Raw genomic sequence first — 14,909 nt, forward strand, 5'->3', positions numbered from 1 at the left:
AACTCACTGCACAAGATCAGCAAATACACCGGCAAGGAAGGCGTTACGCCGAAAGTCAACAAGCTCGGCAGCGACGCCTGGGAGAAGCTGAAGGAAAAAGCGAAGACCGAAGTAAAGGACATCGCCAAAGACCTCATCAAGCTGTATGCCGCGCGCAAGTCGCAACAGGGCTTCCAGCATACGCCCGATACTTACCTGCAAACGGAACTGGAAGCGTCGTTCATTTACGAAGACACGCCCGATCAGTCGAAAGCCACTTCGGATGTGAAGCGGGATATGGAATCCCCTTCGCCGATGGACCGCCTCGTTTGCGGCGACGTGGGTTTCGGCAAAACGGAAGTAGCCGTGCGCGCCGCATTCAAAACCGTAGTGGATGGCAAACAGGCCGCCGTGCTGGTGCCCACTACCATACTGGCGTTCCAGCACTGGAAAACGTTTTCCGAGCGGTTGAAAGATTTCCCCTGCACCGTGGATTACATCAACCGGTTCAAATCCGCCAAACAGAAAAAGGAAACCTTGCAGAAACTGGCGGAAGGGAAAATCGATATCATCATCGGTACGCATTCGCTGCTCGGCAAGGAAGTGAAGTTTAAAGACCTCGGCGTGATGATCGTCGACGAAGAGCAGAAATTCGGCGTTACGGCGAAAGAAAAGCTCAAGACGATGAAGGTGAACGTAGATACCCTCACGCTAACGGCCACGCCTATCCCGAGAACGCTGCAGTTCTCGCTCATGGGCGCGCGTGACCTGTCCATCATCAACACGCCGCCACCCAACCGCCAGCCTATCGAAACCGAAGTGCTGGTGTTCGACAAGGAGCAGATCCGCGACGCGATCTACTACGAAACGGAGCGCGGCGGGCAGGTATATTTCATCCACAACCGGGTGCATGGCCTCCGCGAAATGGCGGGCCTCATCCAGGAATTGTGCCCCGACCTTAGCATCGCCACCGCACACGGCCAGCTGGAAGGGCATAAGCTGGAAGAAGTGATCCTCGACTTCATCGACCGCAAATACGACGTTCTGGTGTGTACCAATATCGTAGAAAGCGGGGTAGACATTTCCAACGCCAATACCATCATCATCAATAACGCCCACCACTTCGGCCTGAGCGATCTGCACCAGCTGCGCGGCCGCGTGGGAAGAAGCAATAAAAAAGCGTTCTGTTACCTGATGGCGCCACCGATGAGCACGCTCCCGGCCGACAGCCGCAAGCGCCTGCAAACGCTGGAACAGCACAGCGAACTGGGCTCCGGCTTCCAGATCGCGATGCGCGATCTCGACATCCGCGGTGCCGGTAACCTCCTGGGCGGCGAACAAAGCGGGTTTATCGCGGAGATCGGATTCGACATGTACCAGAAAATCCTCGACGAAGCCATCCGCGAACTGAAACAGACCGATTTCAAAGACCTGTTCAAAGACCAGCTGGAAGAAAAGAAAGATTACGTATCCGATTGTACGATCGATACCGACCTGGAAATCCTCATCCCCGACACTTACATCGAAAGCATCCAGGAAAGGCTCAACCTTTACCAGGAGCTCGACAATATTACGCAGGAGTCCAAACTACAGGAGTTCGCCGCCGGGCTGGAAGACCGTTTCGGCGCCGCGCCCGAACCCGTGCTGGACCTATACACCACCATACGCTGCCGCTGGATGGCGATAGCGCTGGGCTTCGAGAAAATGATCCTGAAAGAGGAAACCCTCCGCTGTTATTTCATCAACAACCCCGACAGCCCCTATTTCGAATCGCCCACCTTCCAGCATATCCTGCATTACATTCAAACACGCACGAACAACGCAAGGCTGAAACAGGTAGGCAAAAACTTCATGCTGATCGTGGACCGTATCGACTCGATGACGAAGCTGCACGACTTCCTTCGGAAAATGACCGACGCGCGCAATTAATGATTGTAACATATATTTGTTTGGATCGTTACACCGGCGACACAAAACATTTACCTGAATAAAACTTAAAGAAAAGTTAAAGCCGGCAACGGCATATGGAAACACCTCCATACCCCGCATCCTGCTGGTGAATTTAAAACTGAAAGCAATGAAAAGATTAACCGTACTTTTAATGGCCCTTGTTATGACAGCAACTTCTTTCGCACAAACCACCGACACCAAGCCCCCGGTAAAGAAGATCGAAGTAAACGGCAGTGCAGAACTGGAAATCACGCCCGATGAGATTTACTTCAACATCACCCTGCGCGAATACATGAAAAATAAAACGCAGAAAGTAAGCATCACCGAGCTGGAACAGAAACTGCAGAAAGCCGTAGAGGCCGCAGGCATTCCGAAAGCCGATTTCACCATCGCCAACGTATTCGGTTACAACTACGACCAGTGGTGGAAAAAGAAGAAAGACGCGCCTGATTTCATGGCCCGCAAACAATACCGCCTGAAACTCACCCGCCTGGATAAAATCAACGGCATCCTCGCCGCGGTGGACGAAGAAGGTATCGAAAGCGCCAACGTAGCTTCCTTCAGCAGCAGCAAAATGGAAGAATACCGCAAACAGGTGAAAATCTCCGCGCTGAAAGCCGCCAAAGCCAAAGCCGAATACCTGGTGGAAGCCATAGACGAAAAGCTGGGCGGCGTCATCGAGATCCAGGAGTTTAACACCGACCAGTACAGCGACGTTCGTCCTGAAATGGCGAACATGATGGTGCGCAAAGCTGCCGCTTATGATGCAGCGGGCGGTGCTCCCGATTCCAACATCGATTTCAAAACGATCAAGATCCGTGCAGAAGTGCGCGCCGTGTTCGGGATCAAATAAGAAATAGAAAATAACAGCAAAAGAAGAAGGGCTGCCGGTCGTAACCGGTAGCCCTTTTCATGTCTTGATGGTTTGTCACTGACGCCTGAAGGCGTATGACGTTGTCTGATTCTACTGTCGTTTTAACTGTCTTTTCAGTCTATTTTGCTACTAACGGCCTCTTGCCGAAGTCAGGTAAGTTGGGATAAATAGGACGGAATATGTTGTGATGGTTTTTCAAGTAGTTATTTCGTGTATTTGATGACGGATACCTCGAACTGCCCCTCGGTAACCGTTTTGGTCAGCTCGGCGTCCACATCGTCGATGAGCAGGCCGCTGAAGGTTCCTTTCGCTTTGGTTTCGCTGATGGATTCGAGAACGATGATGGCATCGGCGCCGAATTTTTTTTCTGCGGCGTAATAGCCCGATTCGTCGCTGAGGCGGCGCATCCAGCCGATGGTGTTGTATCCGAAATCGTTAAGCCTGTAGGTGCCGGGTTTCAATTCCTTCATGGGGAAGGCGACGTTGACGGTCATCAGCTGGTTGTCGGCCGTGAGGCCGCTGACGATGAGGTGGCTCATGAAGTCGTTGGCGGTGTCGTAATAGGTGCCGGTCAGTTGTTTGGAAACGGAGAGCGTTTGCCCGTCGAGCTTCATGGACATGTGGCCTTCGCTGCGGTTGTCCTCGAAAATGTCTTTCTTCTTGCAGGCGGTCAGGCAGATAGCCGCCGCCAGGCCCAATGCCGGCAGTATGCTTGCGATTTTCATAGGTATACGTTTCTTGGTACAGGTGATGCTAGCGGCTGCAATATACGATTTAAAAACAAATTATAAATATTAATTATAAATAAAATTTTGGGTTGATGGGGGAAGACGGAAAAAACGAAGCGGCCGCTCCTGGAATCCGGGAGCGGCCGCTGGCTGTAAGCTATTTGTTTCGAGCGGATTAGGCGTCGATTCTTGCGTATTTGGCGTGCGATTCGATGAATTCGCGGCGCGGGGGAACTTCGTCGCCCATGAGCATGGTGAACACACGGTCGGCCTCGGGCAGGTTGTCGATAGACACTTGCTTGAGGGTACGAACGTCCGGGTCCATAGTAGTGTCCCAGAGTTGTTCGGCGTTCATCTCACCCAGACCTTTATATCGCTGGATGGTTACGCTGTCTTCCTTCCCGCCGCCTGCCAGCCGGGTTACGGCTGCCTTGCGCTGTTCTTCGTTCCAGGCGTACTGGAATTCCTTGCCTTTTTTCACGAGGTACAGCGGGGGCTGTGCGAGGTAAACGTACCCTTGTTCCACCATTTCGCGCATGTAGCGGAACACGAAGGTGAGGATGAGCGTGGCGATGTGGCTACCGTCCACGTCCGCATCCGTCATGATGATCAGCTTGTGATAACGGAGCTTGCTGAGGTTGAGGGCTTTATCGTCTTCGGGGGTACCGATGGTAACGCCGAGGGCGGTAAAGATATTTTTGATCTCTTCGTTCTCGTAGATCTTATGCTCGAGGGCTTTTTCCACGTTGAGGATCTTACCACGCAGCGGCAGGATGGCCTGGAAGTTCCGGTTACGGCCCTGTTTGGCCGTACCACCTGCGGAATCACCTTCGACGAGGAAGAGCTCGCATTTCTTGGGATCGTTGTCGGAGCAGTCCGCCAGTTTACCAGGGAGGCCGCTGCCGGTCATCACGCTCTTGCGCTGCACCATCTGGCGGGCCTTGCGGGCTGCCTCACGGGCCTGGGCTGCGAGTACCACCTTATTAATGATCAGCTTGGCTTCCTTGGGATGCTCTTCGAGATAGGCGTCGAGCACGTTGGCTACGGCGCTGTCCACGATACCCATCACGTCGGAGTTGCCGAGCTTGGTTTTGGTCTGGCCTTCGAACTGGGGCTCGGGAACTTTCACGCTCACGATGCAGGAAAGGCCTTCCCGGAAGTCGTCGCCCGTTACTTCCACTTTCGACTTTTCAAACAGCTTGTTCTTATCGCCATACGATTTGAACACGCGGGTGATAGCCCTGCGGAAGCCGGCTACGTGCGTACCGCCTTCGATGGTATTGATATTATTAACGTAAGAGAAGATGTGCTCGTTGAACGAATCGTTGTAGAGCATGGCCACTTCTACCGCCACGTTGGCGTTGGCGTCGTGCGTTTCGATGTAGATAGGATCGGGGAGCAGCGCGTTGCGGCGGCCGTTCTTGTCGATCAGTTGTACGAATTCGGTGATACCGCCTTCGCTGTAGAAAGTTTCGCTGAAGATGTTGCCGTTGTCGTCTTTCTCGCGCTCGTCGTTCAGCGTGATGCGGATGCGGCGGTTGAGGAAGGCGAGCTCACGGAGGCGGCCTGCGAGGGTTTCGCGGTTATATACCGTGTCGGTGAAGATGGTGCCGTCCGGCTTGAAGTGAACGATGGTGCCGGTGATATCGCTTTCGCCGATCTCGCGAACCGAATACTGGGGATGCCCCATTCTGTATTCCTGCTCGAAGATCTTGCCTTCGCGGTGCACCGTAACATGCAGGGGATCGCTGAGTGCGTTCACGCAGGAAACACCCACCCCGTGCAAACCGCCGGACACTTTATAGGTGTCTTTATCGAATTTACCGCCGGCGTGCAGTACGGTCATCACCACTTCGAGGGCGGAACGCTTCTCTTTCTGGTGCATGCCCGTGGGGATGCCACGGCCGTCGTCCTTCACGCGGATGGAATTGTCTTCACAGATGGTTACTTCAATGTTCTTGCAATATCCTGCCAGGGCTTCGTCGATGGAGTTGTCGACTACTTCGTACACCAGGTGGTGAAGGCCTTTGGTCCCGATATCCCCGATATACATGGCCGGGCGTTTGCGAACCGCTTCCAGCCCTTCCAGTACCTGAATGTTATCGGCCCCATAGTTATTGTTAGCAGGGGGTGCTTGCACTAATTCTTCACTCATATTTTAGCTGAAAATCTTTTTTGAACAAATCCGTTAGATATCCAGCAAAAATACGGAAAATCAGGCTGAATTCCATGAAAAACAAGGATAATTTGAGGGGTGTGGACAGCCTGTGGAAAGGTCAGCCCAGCGCGCTGGACCCCACCTCGGTGAGCACCGACTCCTTGATCCCGGTAAAGATGGTTTTCCAGACCAGGTTGAAGAACGACTTCTGGGGGTCGCGGGTAAACCTGGGATGGGCCACCCGCAGGGGCTGGCCGGGGGATGGATTTTCGTTATGGAGCGCCATGAGGTTGGCCAGCAGGCTTATCAGGCCCTTTTTCCGCTTTTTCCCCTTGGCTTCTACGTCTTTCAGCATTTCAATCTTGAGATCGTTATACCGGAGGGTCACCGTGCCGGACGCGGCCCGCTCATTGCCCTTGATGTTGAAATCCAGCTCCTGTATCCGGATCGACCGGATGGCCACCTCGCCCAGGGGCCGCGTGGCGGGGTTCATCTCCCTGCCGTCCATATCGTTTAGTTTGCCGCTGACGGCGAAAGCGCCCGCGGCGCTGCCCAATGCGAAATCGAAATGGGCCTTCAGCTTGCCGGAACGCATCAGGATGGCGTGGAGGTCTACCGTGCAGTGAGGGTTCTGCTTCACCAGGGAGTCCAGGTTCGTGATATTGCGGAACGTACCCCCGGCGTTCTGGAATTCGACCTTCCCGGTTTGCCCGTTCCTGGGGTTTACTTCCGAATAGCTGACGGCAACGCCCTGAGCCTTCATTGTATCGATCCGCAGGGGCATTTCTAGTTTCATCAGCAGCTGGTTGGGGAACTGGCCGTATTTATCGCCCGGCGGCATGGGCAACCCGCGGTTGCGGTAGACGTGCAGTTCCCCGCCGTCGATACTCGCCTTGCGGATGATGGCCTGCTGCTGCAGGATGTGCCCGAGCTGGATGCCATCTGCCACTATGTTATTGAAAACCAATTGAAAACGGTCCTTCTGGGCGTCGATCACCTTGTCGAACTGGGCCTTGGTGTAACGGGGATCCAGTTCCAGTCGGCCGATGGAAATCTGCCGCGCCACGGCGTCGTAAGATATATTATTGACCCGGAGCCAGTAAAGGCTGTCTGGCGTCCGGTATTCCCACTTTTTGAGATCGACTTTGAAATCCTGGGCATAAAGGACGCGGGTAAGGTCGTTCTGGCTGATGGAATCGATGGCGAGATTTCGGAGTACCACGTCGAGATTACCGAGTTTCGTGATCTTACGGCTGCTGTCTTTCCGGATCTGCGTGAACAGCAGGCTGGTATTGGCCAGTTCTATTTCCCCGATCCGGAATTGCCGGATATTGGTAGACATGGTCTCGTAGAAGCTGCGCTTGGGCGTGGTGTCGTTGGCGCGCATATCATGGACGATGGTGAGCTCGGGATCGCGGAGGCGGAACGCGGCGGCGTCTACCTCCTTATCGAGGAAATAACGCCATATTTTCAGCCCGGACACCTGTATCCGCCCGAGTTTGGCGTTGTACAGGACTTCCGGGGCGCGTTGTTCGGCGAGGAGCCTTTCATATACGGCCGAATCGGGGAGAAAGGCGACGTTGTCGATGGCTACGCTGCCGGTGAGCAGGTTGAGGTTGATCTTGCCGTAGGCGAGGGTGTAGAGCGAATCAGACCCTTCGGCCACGTATTTCCGCAGTTCCGCGTCGAGCAGCTTTTTCCAGTGAACGCTGAGGTACCAGCCCCCGATGGTGAGGATGCCGATGAGCGTGCCGGCCATTATAAGGATGATTTTCCAGGATTTTTTCATGTGTAACCAACTGTTGCTAAATTTATACCAATTCGCGCAGAGCGTCTGACAATTGTAAGGACTTTGCCAGGATGATGCGATAATAACAATGATTCGTTACTTTTGTCCGGCTTTACATGAAAGAAATACAGGAAATATTACAATTGGCGATGGCCCAGCCCGCGATGAGCGATCAGCTGGAGCTGGCGGTAACCGAAACGGTAGCCGTGCCCGATTGCCTGGATTACACTTTGCAACGTTATGTGTACGACCGCCCGCTTCCTGTGGAAGATGTGGCCATGGTTGTTTACCAGCCTGCCAAGCGCGGCAAGAGCGCGGCCATCGAGCTGCGGTATTGCGTGGCGGGCAACAAGTACTGCCGCAAGCCGAATTGCAATGACCGCGTATGTGCGGAAGGGCATAAGGCGGCGGATTGCAGCAGCGACAAGCTGCCGTCGATCGATCTGATCACGGTGCGTTTTCATCCCGGGTTCATCCAGTCTTTGCAGAAAAGCAATACGAACAGTACGCTTTTCGAACTGCAGTCCCGCAAACCATTCATGAAAACCATCCAGCCCTGCACCAAATCGAAATCGGTGTTGGAGCAGATGGTGCATCATAACTACGAAGGGGTGTTGAAAAACATCTTTTTACAGAGCAAATCCCTCGAGCTGCTGCTCTTCAGTTCCGACCAGTTCATCCAGAACGACACGGAAGAGCGTTACGGCTGCCGTTTCCTCACCCAGATGGAAGACCGCTCGAAGATCGAGAAAGCGCGCTCTATTCTCCTGGAGCAGCTGGATGCGCCGATCACGATCCGTGAACTGGCGCGTAAGGTGGCGATGAACGAATGTTACCTCAAGAAAGGCTTCAAAGCCATGTACGGCACCACCATCTATGATTATTTCCAGAAGGAAAGAATGGAAAAGGCCCGCGGTCTCCTGTATGAAAAGGGGATGTCTGTTTCGGAAGTGGCCATGATGATGGGGTATTCCTGCATTTCACATTTCTCTACCGCCTTTAAAAAGCATACAGGCCTGAAACCCTGTGAGTTACTGCTTCGCTAAGGCGTTTTTCCCGGTACGATCATTTCTTTTCCCGATTCGATAATCCAGTTGATGGAGATAATTGCATCTTTGTATCACGATGCTGGATATCTATCTGGTTTCCTCATAAGCTTCCTTATCAGATTTGACCTAAATCGGGAAGGCTTGCGGTTAGTAAAGCCATTAAAGCGGCGCCTTATCAAACACCACTCACGACAAAGAGCGGGCGCTGCGATCCGTAAGTTTTTCCACCGTAATTTGCATAAAGCCGTTACTTTTCTGTGACGGCTTTTTTTATTTCTTCACTTGATATTTTCTCAGGAATCCTGATAGCCGCGCGGCAAATTGTGGAATGCTGCGGTAAAAATGCGGCTGTCGGGAAAATAATCTACAGCTGTTGCGCCGCGGACATGAAAATAATAATTGTTAAAATGACAGGAATGGGGGCTGAAGCGGGATAGGAGGGATGGGCAGCTGGATAATGAATCCGTATGAGGTTGAATGGGATAAGCGTGGGAGGGGGTTGGTGGAAAAGAAAAACCCCGCCCAAAAGAGCAGGGTCTGTCCTATTTATCCCTATACCTATGAAATACTTAATTATGTGTTGTGAGTACTACTAATCAACAATAGTGCCAGCATCGTTTAAGAGTACCGTTTTGGCAGCACCATTTTCTTCGATGCTAACTTTGTAGTAAGAAGCAACATCCGCTCTTTCGATTTTCCACCCTTCTTTAACAACGGCGGACGGATATTTGTTCTTCAAAGTTCCCAAAACTGTTTCGGGTACGGCGCCATTCACGTATTCGCTCCTGGTGGCAACCCATGTGCCCTCGGCATTATACTCTACTGCGGTCTTGATGCCCTCCCTGTCGAAAGAGGCGATCCAGTTACCGCTGGCGGTCTTGTTCCAGGCGGCATCGGTAGTGCCCGCATACTGGGCGTTCTGCTCGAATGCGGCCTTTACAGGAGCCGGAGCTTCTACTTTCTTAGCTGTAGTCTTTGATTTTTTGGTGGATTTCTGTTGCGAAAACGCTATGCTGGAAGTGAAGATAGCAGCGCAAAGAAGTAACGTTACTCTTTTCATAAAAGATATGGTTTTTCTCTGTTATACGGTCTTCTCTTTCAGTACCAAAACCTTGCCAAAAACGCAAAGTAAGTACAGTTTATTGTAAATTACCCAATTTCGACGGCATTTTTTTTAAAATTCCATTATTTTTTATGAACGGCAGGCCCACAGGGAATCCTCCGGCTATTTTCGTAACTTCGCAGAATTTTAATTTTCTTTCATTAACAACCAGGTGGGGTATAGATTATGTCCAGCAAATACAAGGAATATAACCAGCTGAATTTACCGCAGATAGAACAGGAAATCCGGAAGGAATGGGAACAGCACCAGATCTTCGAAAAAAGCGTCTCTAACCGCGACGGCGCCATCCCCTTCGTATTTTATGAAGGCCCCCCCAGCGCCAACGGCCTCCCCGGTATCCACCACGTAATCTCCCGCGCCCTGAAAGACCTCGTATGCCGCTACAAAACCATGAAAGGCTACCAGGTGAAACGCAAAAGCGGATGGGATCCCCACGGCCTGCCCGTTGAGCTCGGCGTCGAAAAAGCACTCGGCATCACCAAGGAAGACATCGGGAAGAAAATATCCATCGCAGCATACAACGAAACCTGCCGCAAGGAAGTACTTAAATATAAAGACCGCTGGGAAGACCTCACCCGCAAAATGGGCTATTGGGTCGACCTCCAGCGCCCCTACATCACCTTCGAAAACGATTACATCGAATCCCTCTGGTGGTGCATGCAGCAGCTCTATAAAAAAGGCCTGCTCTATAAAAGCGTTTCCATCCAGCCCTATTCCCCCGCCGCAGGCACCGGCCTCAGCTCCCACGAACTGAACCAGCCCGGCACCTATAAAGATGTGAAAGACACCACCGTCGTAGCCATGTTCAAAGCCATCGCCTCCGACAAATCCCAGTTCCTCTTCGACGCCGCCGGCGCCGGGGAAGAAGTGTTTTTCCTCGCCTGGACCACCACCCCCTGGACCCTCCCGTCCAACCTCGGGCTCACGGTCGGCGAAAATATCGACTATCAACTCATCAAAACCTTCAACCCCTACACCCACCTCCCGGTAAATGTAGTGGTGGCCAAAGACCTCGCCGGCAAATATTTCAAAGCCGACGGCGAAAACGGCGACTTCGCGGCCTGGAAGCCGGAAGATAAAATCATCCCCTGGACCGTAGTGGCCAATTTCAAAGGCCGCCAGTTGGAGAACATCCGGTACGAACAGCTGCTGCCCTTCGCCCAGCCCGAAGAAGGAGACCCCTTCCGCGTATTGCTCGGCGATTTCGTAACCACCGAAGACGGTACCGGTATCGTACATACCGCCCCCGCTTTCGGGGCAGACGATAACCGCGTGGGTAAAAAATACGGCATCGGCATCCTCACGCTGGTCGACCGCCAGGGTAAATTCACCGACAGCGTCGGCGAGTTCTCCGGCCGATACGTGAAGAACTACAAGAACGAAACTGATTATAAAGACGTTGACGTAGACATCGCCGTAAAACTGAAGAAAGAAAACCGCGCCTTCCGCGTGGAGAAATACGAACACACCTATCCCCACTGCTGGCGGACCGACAAGCCGGTGCTGTATTACCCGCTGGACGCGTGGTTCATCCGCACCACCGCGCTGAAAGACCGTATGGTGGAGCTGAACAAGACCATCCAGTGGAAACCCGCCGCTACCGGTACGGGCCGTTTCGGCCAGTGGCTGGAAAACATGGTGGACTGGAACCTGAGCCGCAGCCGTTACTGGGGCACGCCGCTGCCCATCTGGCGGACGGAAGACGGTTCCGAAGAAATCTGCATCGGATCCATCGCGGAGCTGAACGAGGGGATCCGCAAGGCCAATGAAGTGCTGGGCGGGGATGTGAACAAGGCATACCTGCACGATGGCATCCTGGACCTGCACAAACCTTATGTGGACGAGATCATACTCGTGAGCCCGTCTGGCAAGCCCATGCGCCGCGAGCCCGACCTGGTGGACGTGTGGTTTGATTCCGGGGCCATGCCTTATGCGCAGTGGCATTATCCATTTGAGAATAAAGCCAATATCGATAACGGTCAGGCCTTCCCGGCTGATTTCATTGCCGAGGGCGTGGATCAGACGCGCGGTTGGTTCTATACCCTGCATGCGCTGGGTGTGATGCTGTTTGATAATGTAGCGTATAAGACCGTGGTTTCCAACGGCCTGGTGCTGGATAAAGACGGTAACAAGATGAGCAAGCGCCTGGGCAATGTGGTGGACCCGTTCCAGACCATCGACCAATATGGCGCAGATGCCACCCGTTGGTACATGATTACCAATGCCTCGCCCTGGGATAACATGAAATTCAATGTGGAGGGTATCAAGGAAGTGCAGCGCAAGCTGTTCGGGACCCTTTACAACACTTACAACTTCTTCGCGATGTACGCCAATCTGGACGGGTTCCGTTTCCAGGAAAAGTACATCCCGCTGGCAGAGCGTCCCGAGATCGACCGCTGGATCATTTCTGTGCTGAACTCGCTGGTGAAGCAGGTGACGGGCAATATGGACGAGTATGAGCCTACCCAGGCTGGCCGTGCGGTGCAGGAATTCGTGGACGAGCACTTAAGTAACTGGTACGTAAGGCTCTGCCGCCGCCGTTTCTGGAAAGGGGAGTATGAGCACGACAAGATCAGTGCGTTCCAGACGCTGTATGAATGCCTGGAGATGGTGTCGCAGCTGATGGCGCCGGTATCGCCGTTCTTCTCCGACTGGTTGTATCGCAACCTGAACGCAGTCAGCGGTTTACGTCCGGAAACATCCGTGCACCTGTCAACTTTCCCGGAAGTCAACGAAGGGGCGGTGGATACGGAGCTGGAAGAAAGGATGCAATTGGCGCAGGATATTTCGTCGCTGGTCTTGAGCCTGCGGAAAAAGACCAACATAAAGGTGCGGCAGCCGTTGCAGAAAATCCTCATTCCGGTTACGGACCCGCATATGAGGGGTCAAATCGGCCTTGTGGAGCACCTGATAAAAAGTGAAGTGAATGTAAAAACAATTGAGTATCTTACAGAAACGGAAGGGTTTATCAAGAAAAAGATTAAGCCGAACTTCAAGTCCCTGGGTACAAGGATGGGTGCGAAAATGAAGGCTGTGGCGGCCGCGATAGGAGGGATGACGCAGCACGATATCGCTACATTGGAAAAGTCCGGGGAATTTGGCTTGACAATTGATAATGAACCTGTTCTGATTGTTTTGACAGATGTTGACATCATTTCGGAAGATATTCCGGGTTGGACAGTAGCCAATAAGGGTATGTTAACCGTGGCCCTGGATATTACCATTTCACCTGAATTATTGGACGAGGGCAATGCTAGAGAGCTGGTGAACCGCATTCAGAAGATACGGAAGGACAGTGGTTTTGATTTAACTGACCGTATCAGCGTGAAAGTACCGGACGTTCCGTCCCTGAAATCGGCGTTAATGAACTTTAATGACTATATTTGCACGGAAATTTTGGCAGATAGCCTGGAAATAGTGCCGCAATTGCAGGAAGGAACGGAGGTAGAAGTTAACGAATTTAAATTCAACGTATTAGTTAACAAAAAAAGCTAATCCCATGGCAACAAAGAAGAAGGTTGCTGGTAAGACTACTAAGAAGGCGGCTCCTGCGAAGAAAGCGGTAGCGAAGAAAGCGGCAGCGCCGAAGAAGGCAGCGGCCAAAGCTGCGCCTGCCAAGAAGAAGCCGGTAGCTGCGCCTAAGAAGGCGGCAGCGAAGAAACCCGCGGCTAAAGTTGTAAAACCCGCTCCGAAGAAAGCAGCCGCCAAGAAACCAGCAGTGAAGGCAACCTCTTCCAAGAAAGCCGTACCGGCCAAAAAGCCGGCTGCAGTAGCGAAGAAAGCGGCAGCTCCCGTGAAGAAGACGGCTGTTAAGGCAGCTCCTGTCGCGAAGAAGCCTGCTCCAGTCGCAAAAGCTCCCGTAAAAAAATCGGTGAAGGCCGTAACCGTGAAAGCGGTGCCGGTACCCGCACCCAAAACCAAGAAAGCGCCGGCGGCCAAAACCCCGGTTGCGCAGAATGGGCCGATTATTGCTAAACCCGTAGAAAAAGTAGATATAATGGCAAAGAGCAAACAGGAAAAATCAGAAAAAGAGCCGGTAAAAAAGGCCAAAGCAGAAGAACCTGCGAAACGGGTTGCTGAGAAACCTGCAGGAAAAACAACTTCCCGCTCCGCCGGAAGCTCCCGTTCTTCCTCCGCCAAACCGGTGGCATATGTGCCGGAATTCACCAAGTCCGTTCTCGATCAACCCGAGGCCCCGACTGGCCCGATATATCGCTACAGCGACCCCGAGTTGCAGGAATTCAAGGAAATCATCCTGAAGAAACTGGAAGCCGCCAAGAAAGAACTGGTGTTCCTCCAGGGCCTCATCACCCGGAAAGACGAAGCCGGCACCGATGATACCGAGAACAAATACATGAGCATGGAAGACGGCTCCGGTTCCCAGGAACGTGAGCAGCTCAACCAAATGGCCAGCCGACAGATCCAGTTTATCGACCACCTCGAGAAAGCACTCGTGCGTATCGAAAACAAAACATACGGCATCTGCCGCGAAACCGGCAAGCTCATCGAAAAAGCCCGTCTGAAAGCAGTGCCGCATGCGACCCTCAGCATCGAAGCGAAACTCGCTAAAAGCAAATAACCGTCAGGCAGAAAATAATGGAAAGGCCGTCCGGATGGACGGCCTTTTTTATGCGGCTGCCATCTCTGTACAGTGGCTTAGTTATGTCCATTGATCAAACTGACCACCACCTGAATGAATACATCCTTCTCCGCAGGATCACTTTCCGCTATCATCAGCGTTAACGCTACCAGAGAATTATCGGAGATACGCCGATTCCCGTCTTTTTTGTATAGGATATTGTTCCTGTCCATGTACCATACCAGTAAAAATGCGGCTATCCGTTTGTTCCCGTCGGAAAAAGAGTGGTTTTTAACGATGAAATATAACAAATGTGCCGCCTTCACCTCAATGCTCGGGTATAAGTCTCTTCCGTCAAAAGTTTGATTAATAGACGCAAGGGAACTGCGGAAGGACATGTCTTTTTCGTTCCCAAACAGCGCGTTCGAAGGATACCTGTTCTTTAACAATGCAACCACTTGAATGGCGTCCTCATAAGTCGGCGTATATACAATTTTGCGACTTGTATGCTCTTCCGGAATCTGCTGGTGATCATATTTGTCAAGTACATCCAGGGCATAGGAGTAATCATTTAGCAAACTGATCAACCCGGCAGACTCATCATTCGTCAACCGGTGATTATCCATCAACCTCCCCATAATCTGAATCGTGTTTTTTAACGCATTCAAATTGCGCTCATG

At 52.4% G+C, this 14,909-nt stretch carries 11 protein-coding genes; 5 read left to right on the forward strand and 6 right to left on the reverse strand.

The window, feature by feature from the left end:
• On the forward strand, positions 1-1,908 hold a 1,908-nt coding region (gene mfd / locus Q0510_RS09480), incomplete at its 5' end, for a transcription-repair coupling factor (RefSeq protein ID WP_298710388.1).
• Between the two features lie 184 nt (positions 1,909-2,092).
• Positions 2,093-2,782, forward strand: coding sequence for an SIMPL domain-containing protein (locus tag Q0510_RS09485; protein WP_298710390.1), 690 nt, complete (start codon positions 2,093-2,095; stop codon positions 2,780-2,782).
• Positions 2,783-3,006: 224 nt separating this feature from the next.
• Here Q0510_RS09485 and Q0510_RS09490 read toward each other — a convergent pair whose 3' ends face one another.
• The 3 genes from Q0510_RS09490 to Q0510_RS09500 form a co-directional block, all read right to left on the reverse strand.
• Positions 3,007-3,528, reverse strand: a complete 522-nt coding sequence (locus tag Q0510_RS09490) for a hypothetical protein (protein WP_298710392.1) — start codon at positions 3,526-3,528, stop codon at positions 3,007-3,009.
• 178 nt (positions 3,529-3,706) lie between these two features.
• A complete protein-coding gene (gene gyrB, locus Q0510_RS09495; protein WP_298710394.1) occupies positions 3,707-5,686 on the reverse strand; it encodes a DNA topoisomerase (ATP-hydrolyzing) subunit B in 1,980 nt (659 codons plus the stop codon).
• Between the two features lie 121 nt (positions 5,687-5,807).
• Positions 5,808-7,478, reverse strand: a complete 1,671-nt coding sequence (locus tag Q0510_RS09500; protein WP_298710396.1) for a hypothetical protein — start codon at positions 7,476-7,478, stop codon at positions 5,808-5,810.
• A 116-nt stretch (positions 7,479-7,594) separates the two neighbouring features.
• Here Q0510_RS09500 and Q0510_RS09505 point away from each other — a divergent pair, with 116 nt between their 5' ends.
• Complete coding sequence (locus tag Q0510_RS09505) at positions 7,595-8,524, forward strand: AraC family transcriptional regulator (RefSeq protein ID WP_298710398.1); 930 nt, start codon at positions 7,595-7,597, stop codon at positions 8,522-8,524.
• Between the two features lie 595 nt (positions 8,525-9,119).
• Here Q0510_RS09505 and Q0510_RS09510 read toward each other — a convergent pair.
• Positions 9,120-9,587 carry a hypothetical protein gene (locus Q0510_RS09510; RefSeq protein WP_298710399.1) on the reverse strand — a complete coding sequence of 156 codons (468 nt, stop codon included), beginning with the start codon at positions 9,585-9,587 and terminating at the stop codon, positions 9,120-9,122.
• A 228-nt stretch (positions 9,588-9,815) separates the two neighbouring features.
• Between Q0510_RS09510 and ileS the strand changes: the two genes are divergently transcribed.
• Positions 9,816-13,145 (forward strand): isoleucine--tRNA ligase, encoded by a 3,330-nt coding sequence (gene ileS / locus Q0510_RS09515; protein WP_298710400.1) that lies wholly within the window; start codon positions 9,816-9,818, stop codon positions 13,143-13,145.
• Here the strand turns inward: ileS and Q0510_RS09520 are convergent.
• Positions 13,125-13,790 (reverse strand): hypothetical protein, encoded by a 666-nt coding sequence (locus tag Q0510_RS09520; protein WP_298710402.1) that lies wholly within the window; start codon positions 13,788-13,790, stop codon positions 13,125-13,127. The genes ileS and Q0510_RS09520 overlap by 21 nt on opposite strands.
• 13 nt (positions 13,791-13,803) lie before the next feature.
• Here Q0510_RS09520 and Q0510_RS09525 point away from each other — a divergent pair, with 13 nt between their 5' ends.
• The gene (locus tag Q0510_RS09525) at positions 13,804-14,229 is read left to right on the forward strand and encodes a TraR/DksA C4-type zinc finger protein (protein ID WP_240646555.1); all 426 of its coding nucleotides are present in this window, start codon (positions 13,804-13,806) and stop codon (positions 14,227-14,229) included.
• 77 nt (positions 14,230-14,306) lie between these two features.
• On the opposite strand, the gene Q0510_RS09530 is transcribed toward Q0510_RS09525, so the two are convergent.
• The coding region (locus Q0510_RS09530; protein ID WP_298710410.1) for a Fic family protein at positions 14,307-14,909 on the reverse strand (603 nt) is incomplete at its 5' end.

The sequence above is a fragment of the uncultured Chitinophaga sp. genome, from assembly GCF_937874145.1.
In the GTDB taxonomy this organism is placed as follows: Bacteria; Bacteroidota; Bacteroidia; order Chitinophagales; family Chitinophagaceae; genus Chitinophaga.

Excerpts from the sequence above, each read along its gene's own strand:
- Q0510_RS09505 (WP_298710398.1), top strand. The coding sequence starts at position 7,595 with ATGAAAGAAATACAGGAAATATTACAATTGGCGATGGCCCAGCCCGCG.
- Q0510_RS09490 (WP_298710392.1), bottom strand. The coding sequence starts at position 3,528 with ATGAAAATCGCAAGCATACTGCCGGCATTGGGCCTGGCGGCGGCTATC.
- Q0510_RS09510 (WP_298710399.1), bottom strand. The coding sequence starts at position 9,587 with ATGAAAAGAGTAACGTTACTTCTTTGCGCTGCTATCTTCACTTCCAGC.
- ileS (WP_298710400.1), top strand. The coding sequence starts at position 9,816 with ATGTCCAGCAAATACAAGGAATATAACCAGCTGAATTTACCGCAGATA.
- gyrB (WP_298710394.1), bottom strand. The coding sequence starts at position 5,686 with ATGAGTGAAGAATTAGTGCAAGCACCCCCTGCTAACAATAACTATGGG.
- Q0510_RS09500 (WP_298710396.1), bottom strand. The coding sequence starts at position 7,478 with ATGAAAAAATCCTGGAAAATCATCCTTATAATGGCCGGCACGCTCATC.
- Q0510_RS09485 (WP_298710390.1), top strand. The coding sequence starts at position 2,093 with ATGACAGCAACTTCTTTCGCACAAACCACCGACACCAAGCCCCCGGTA.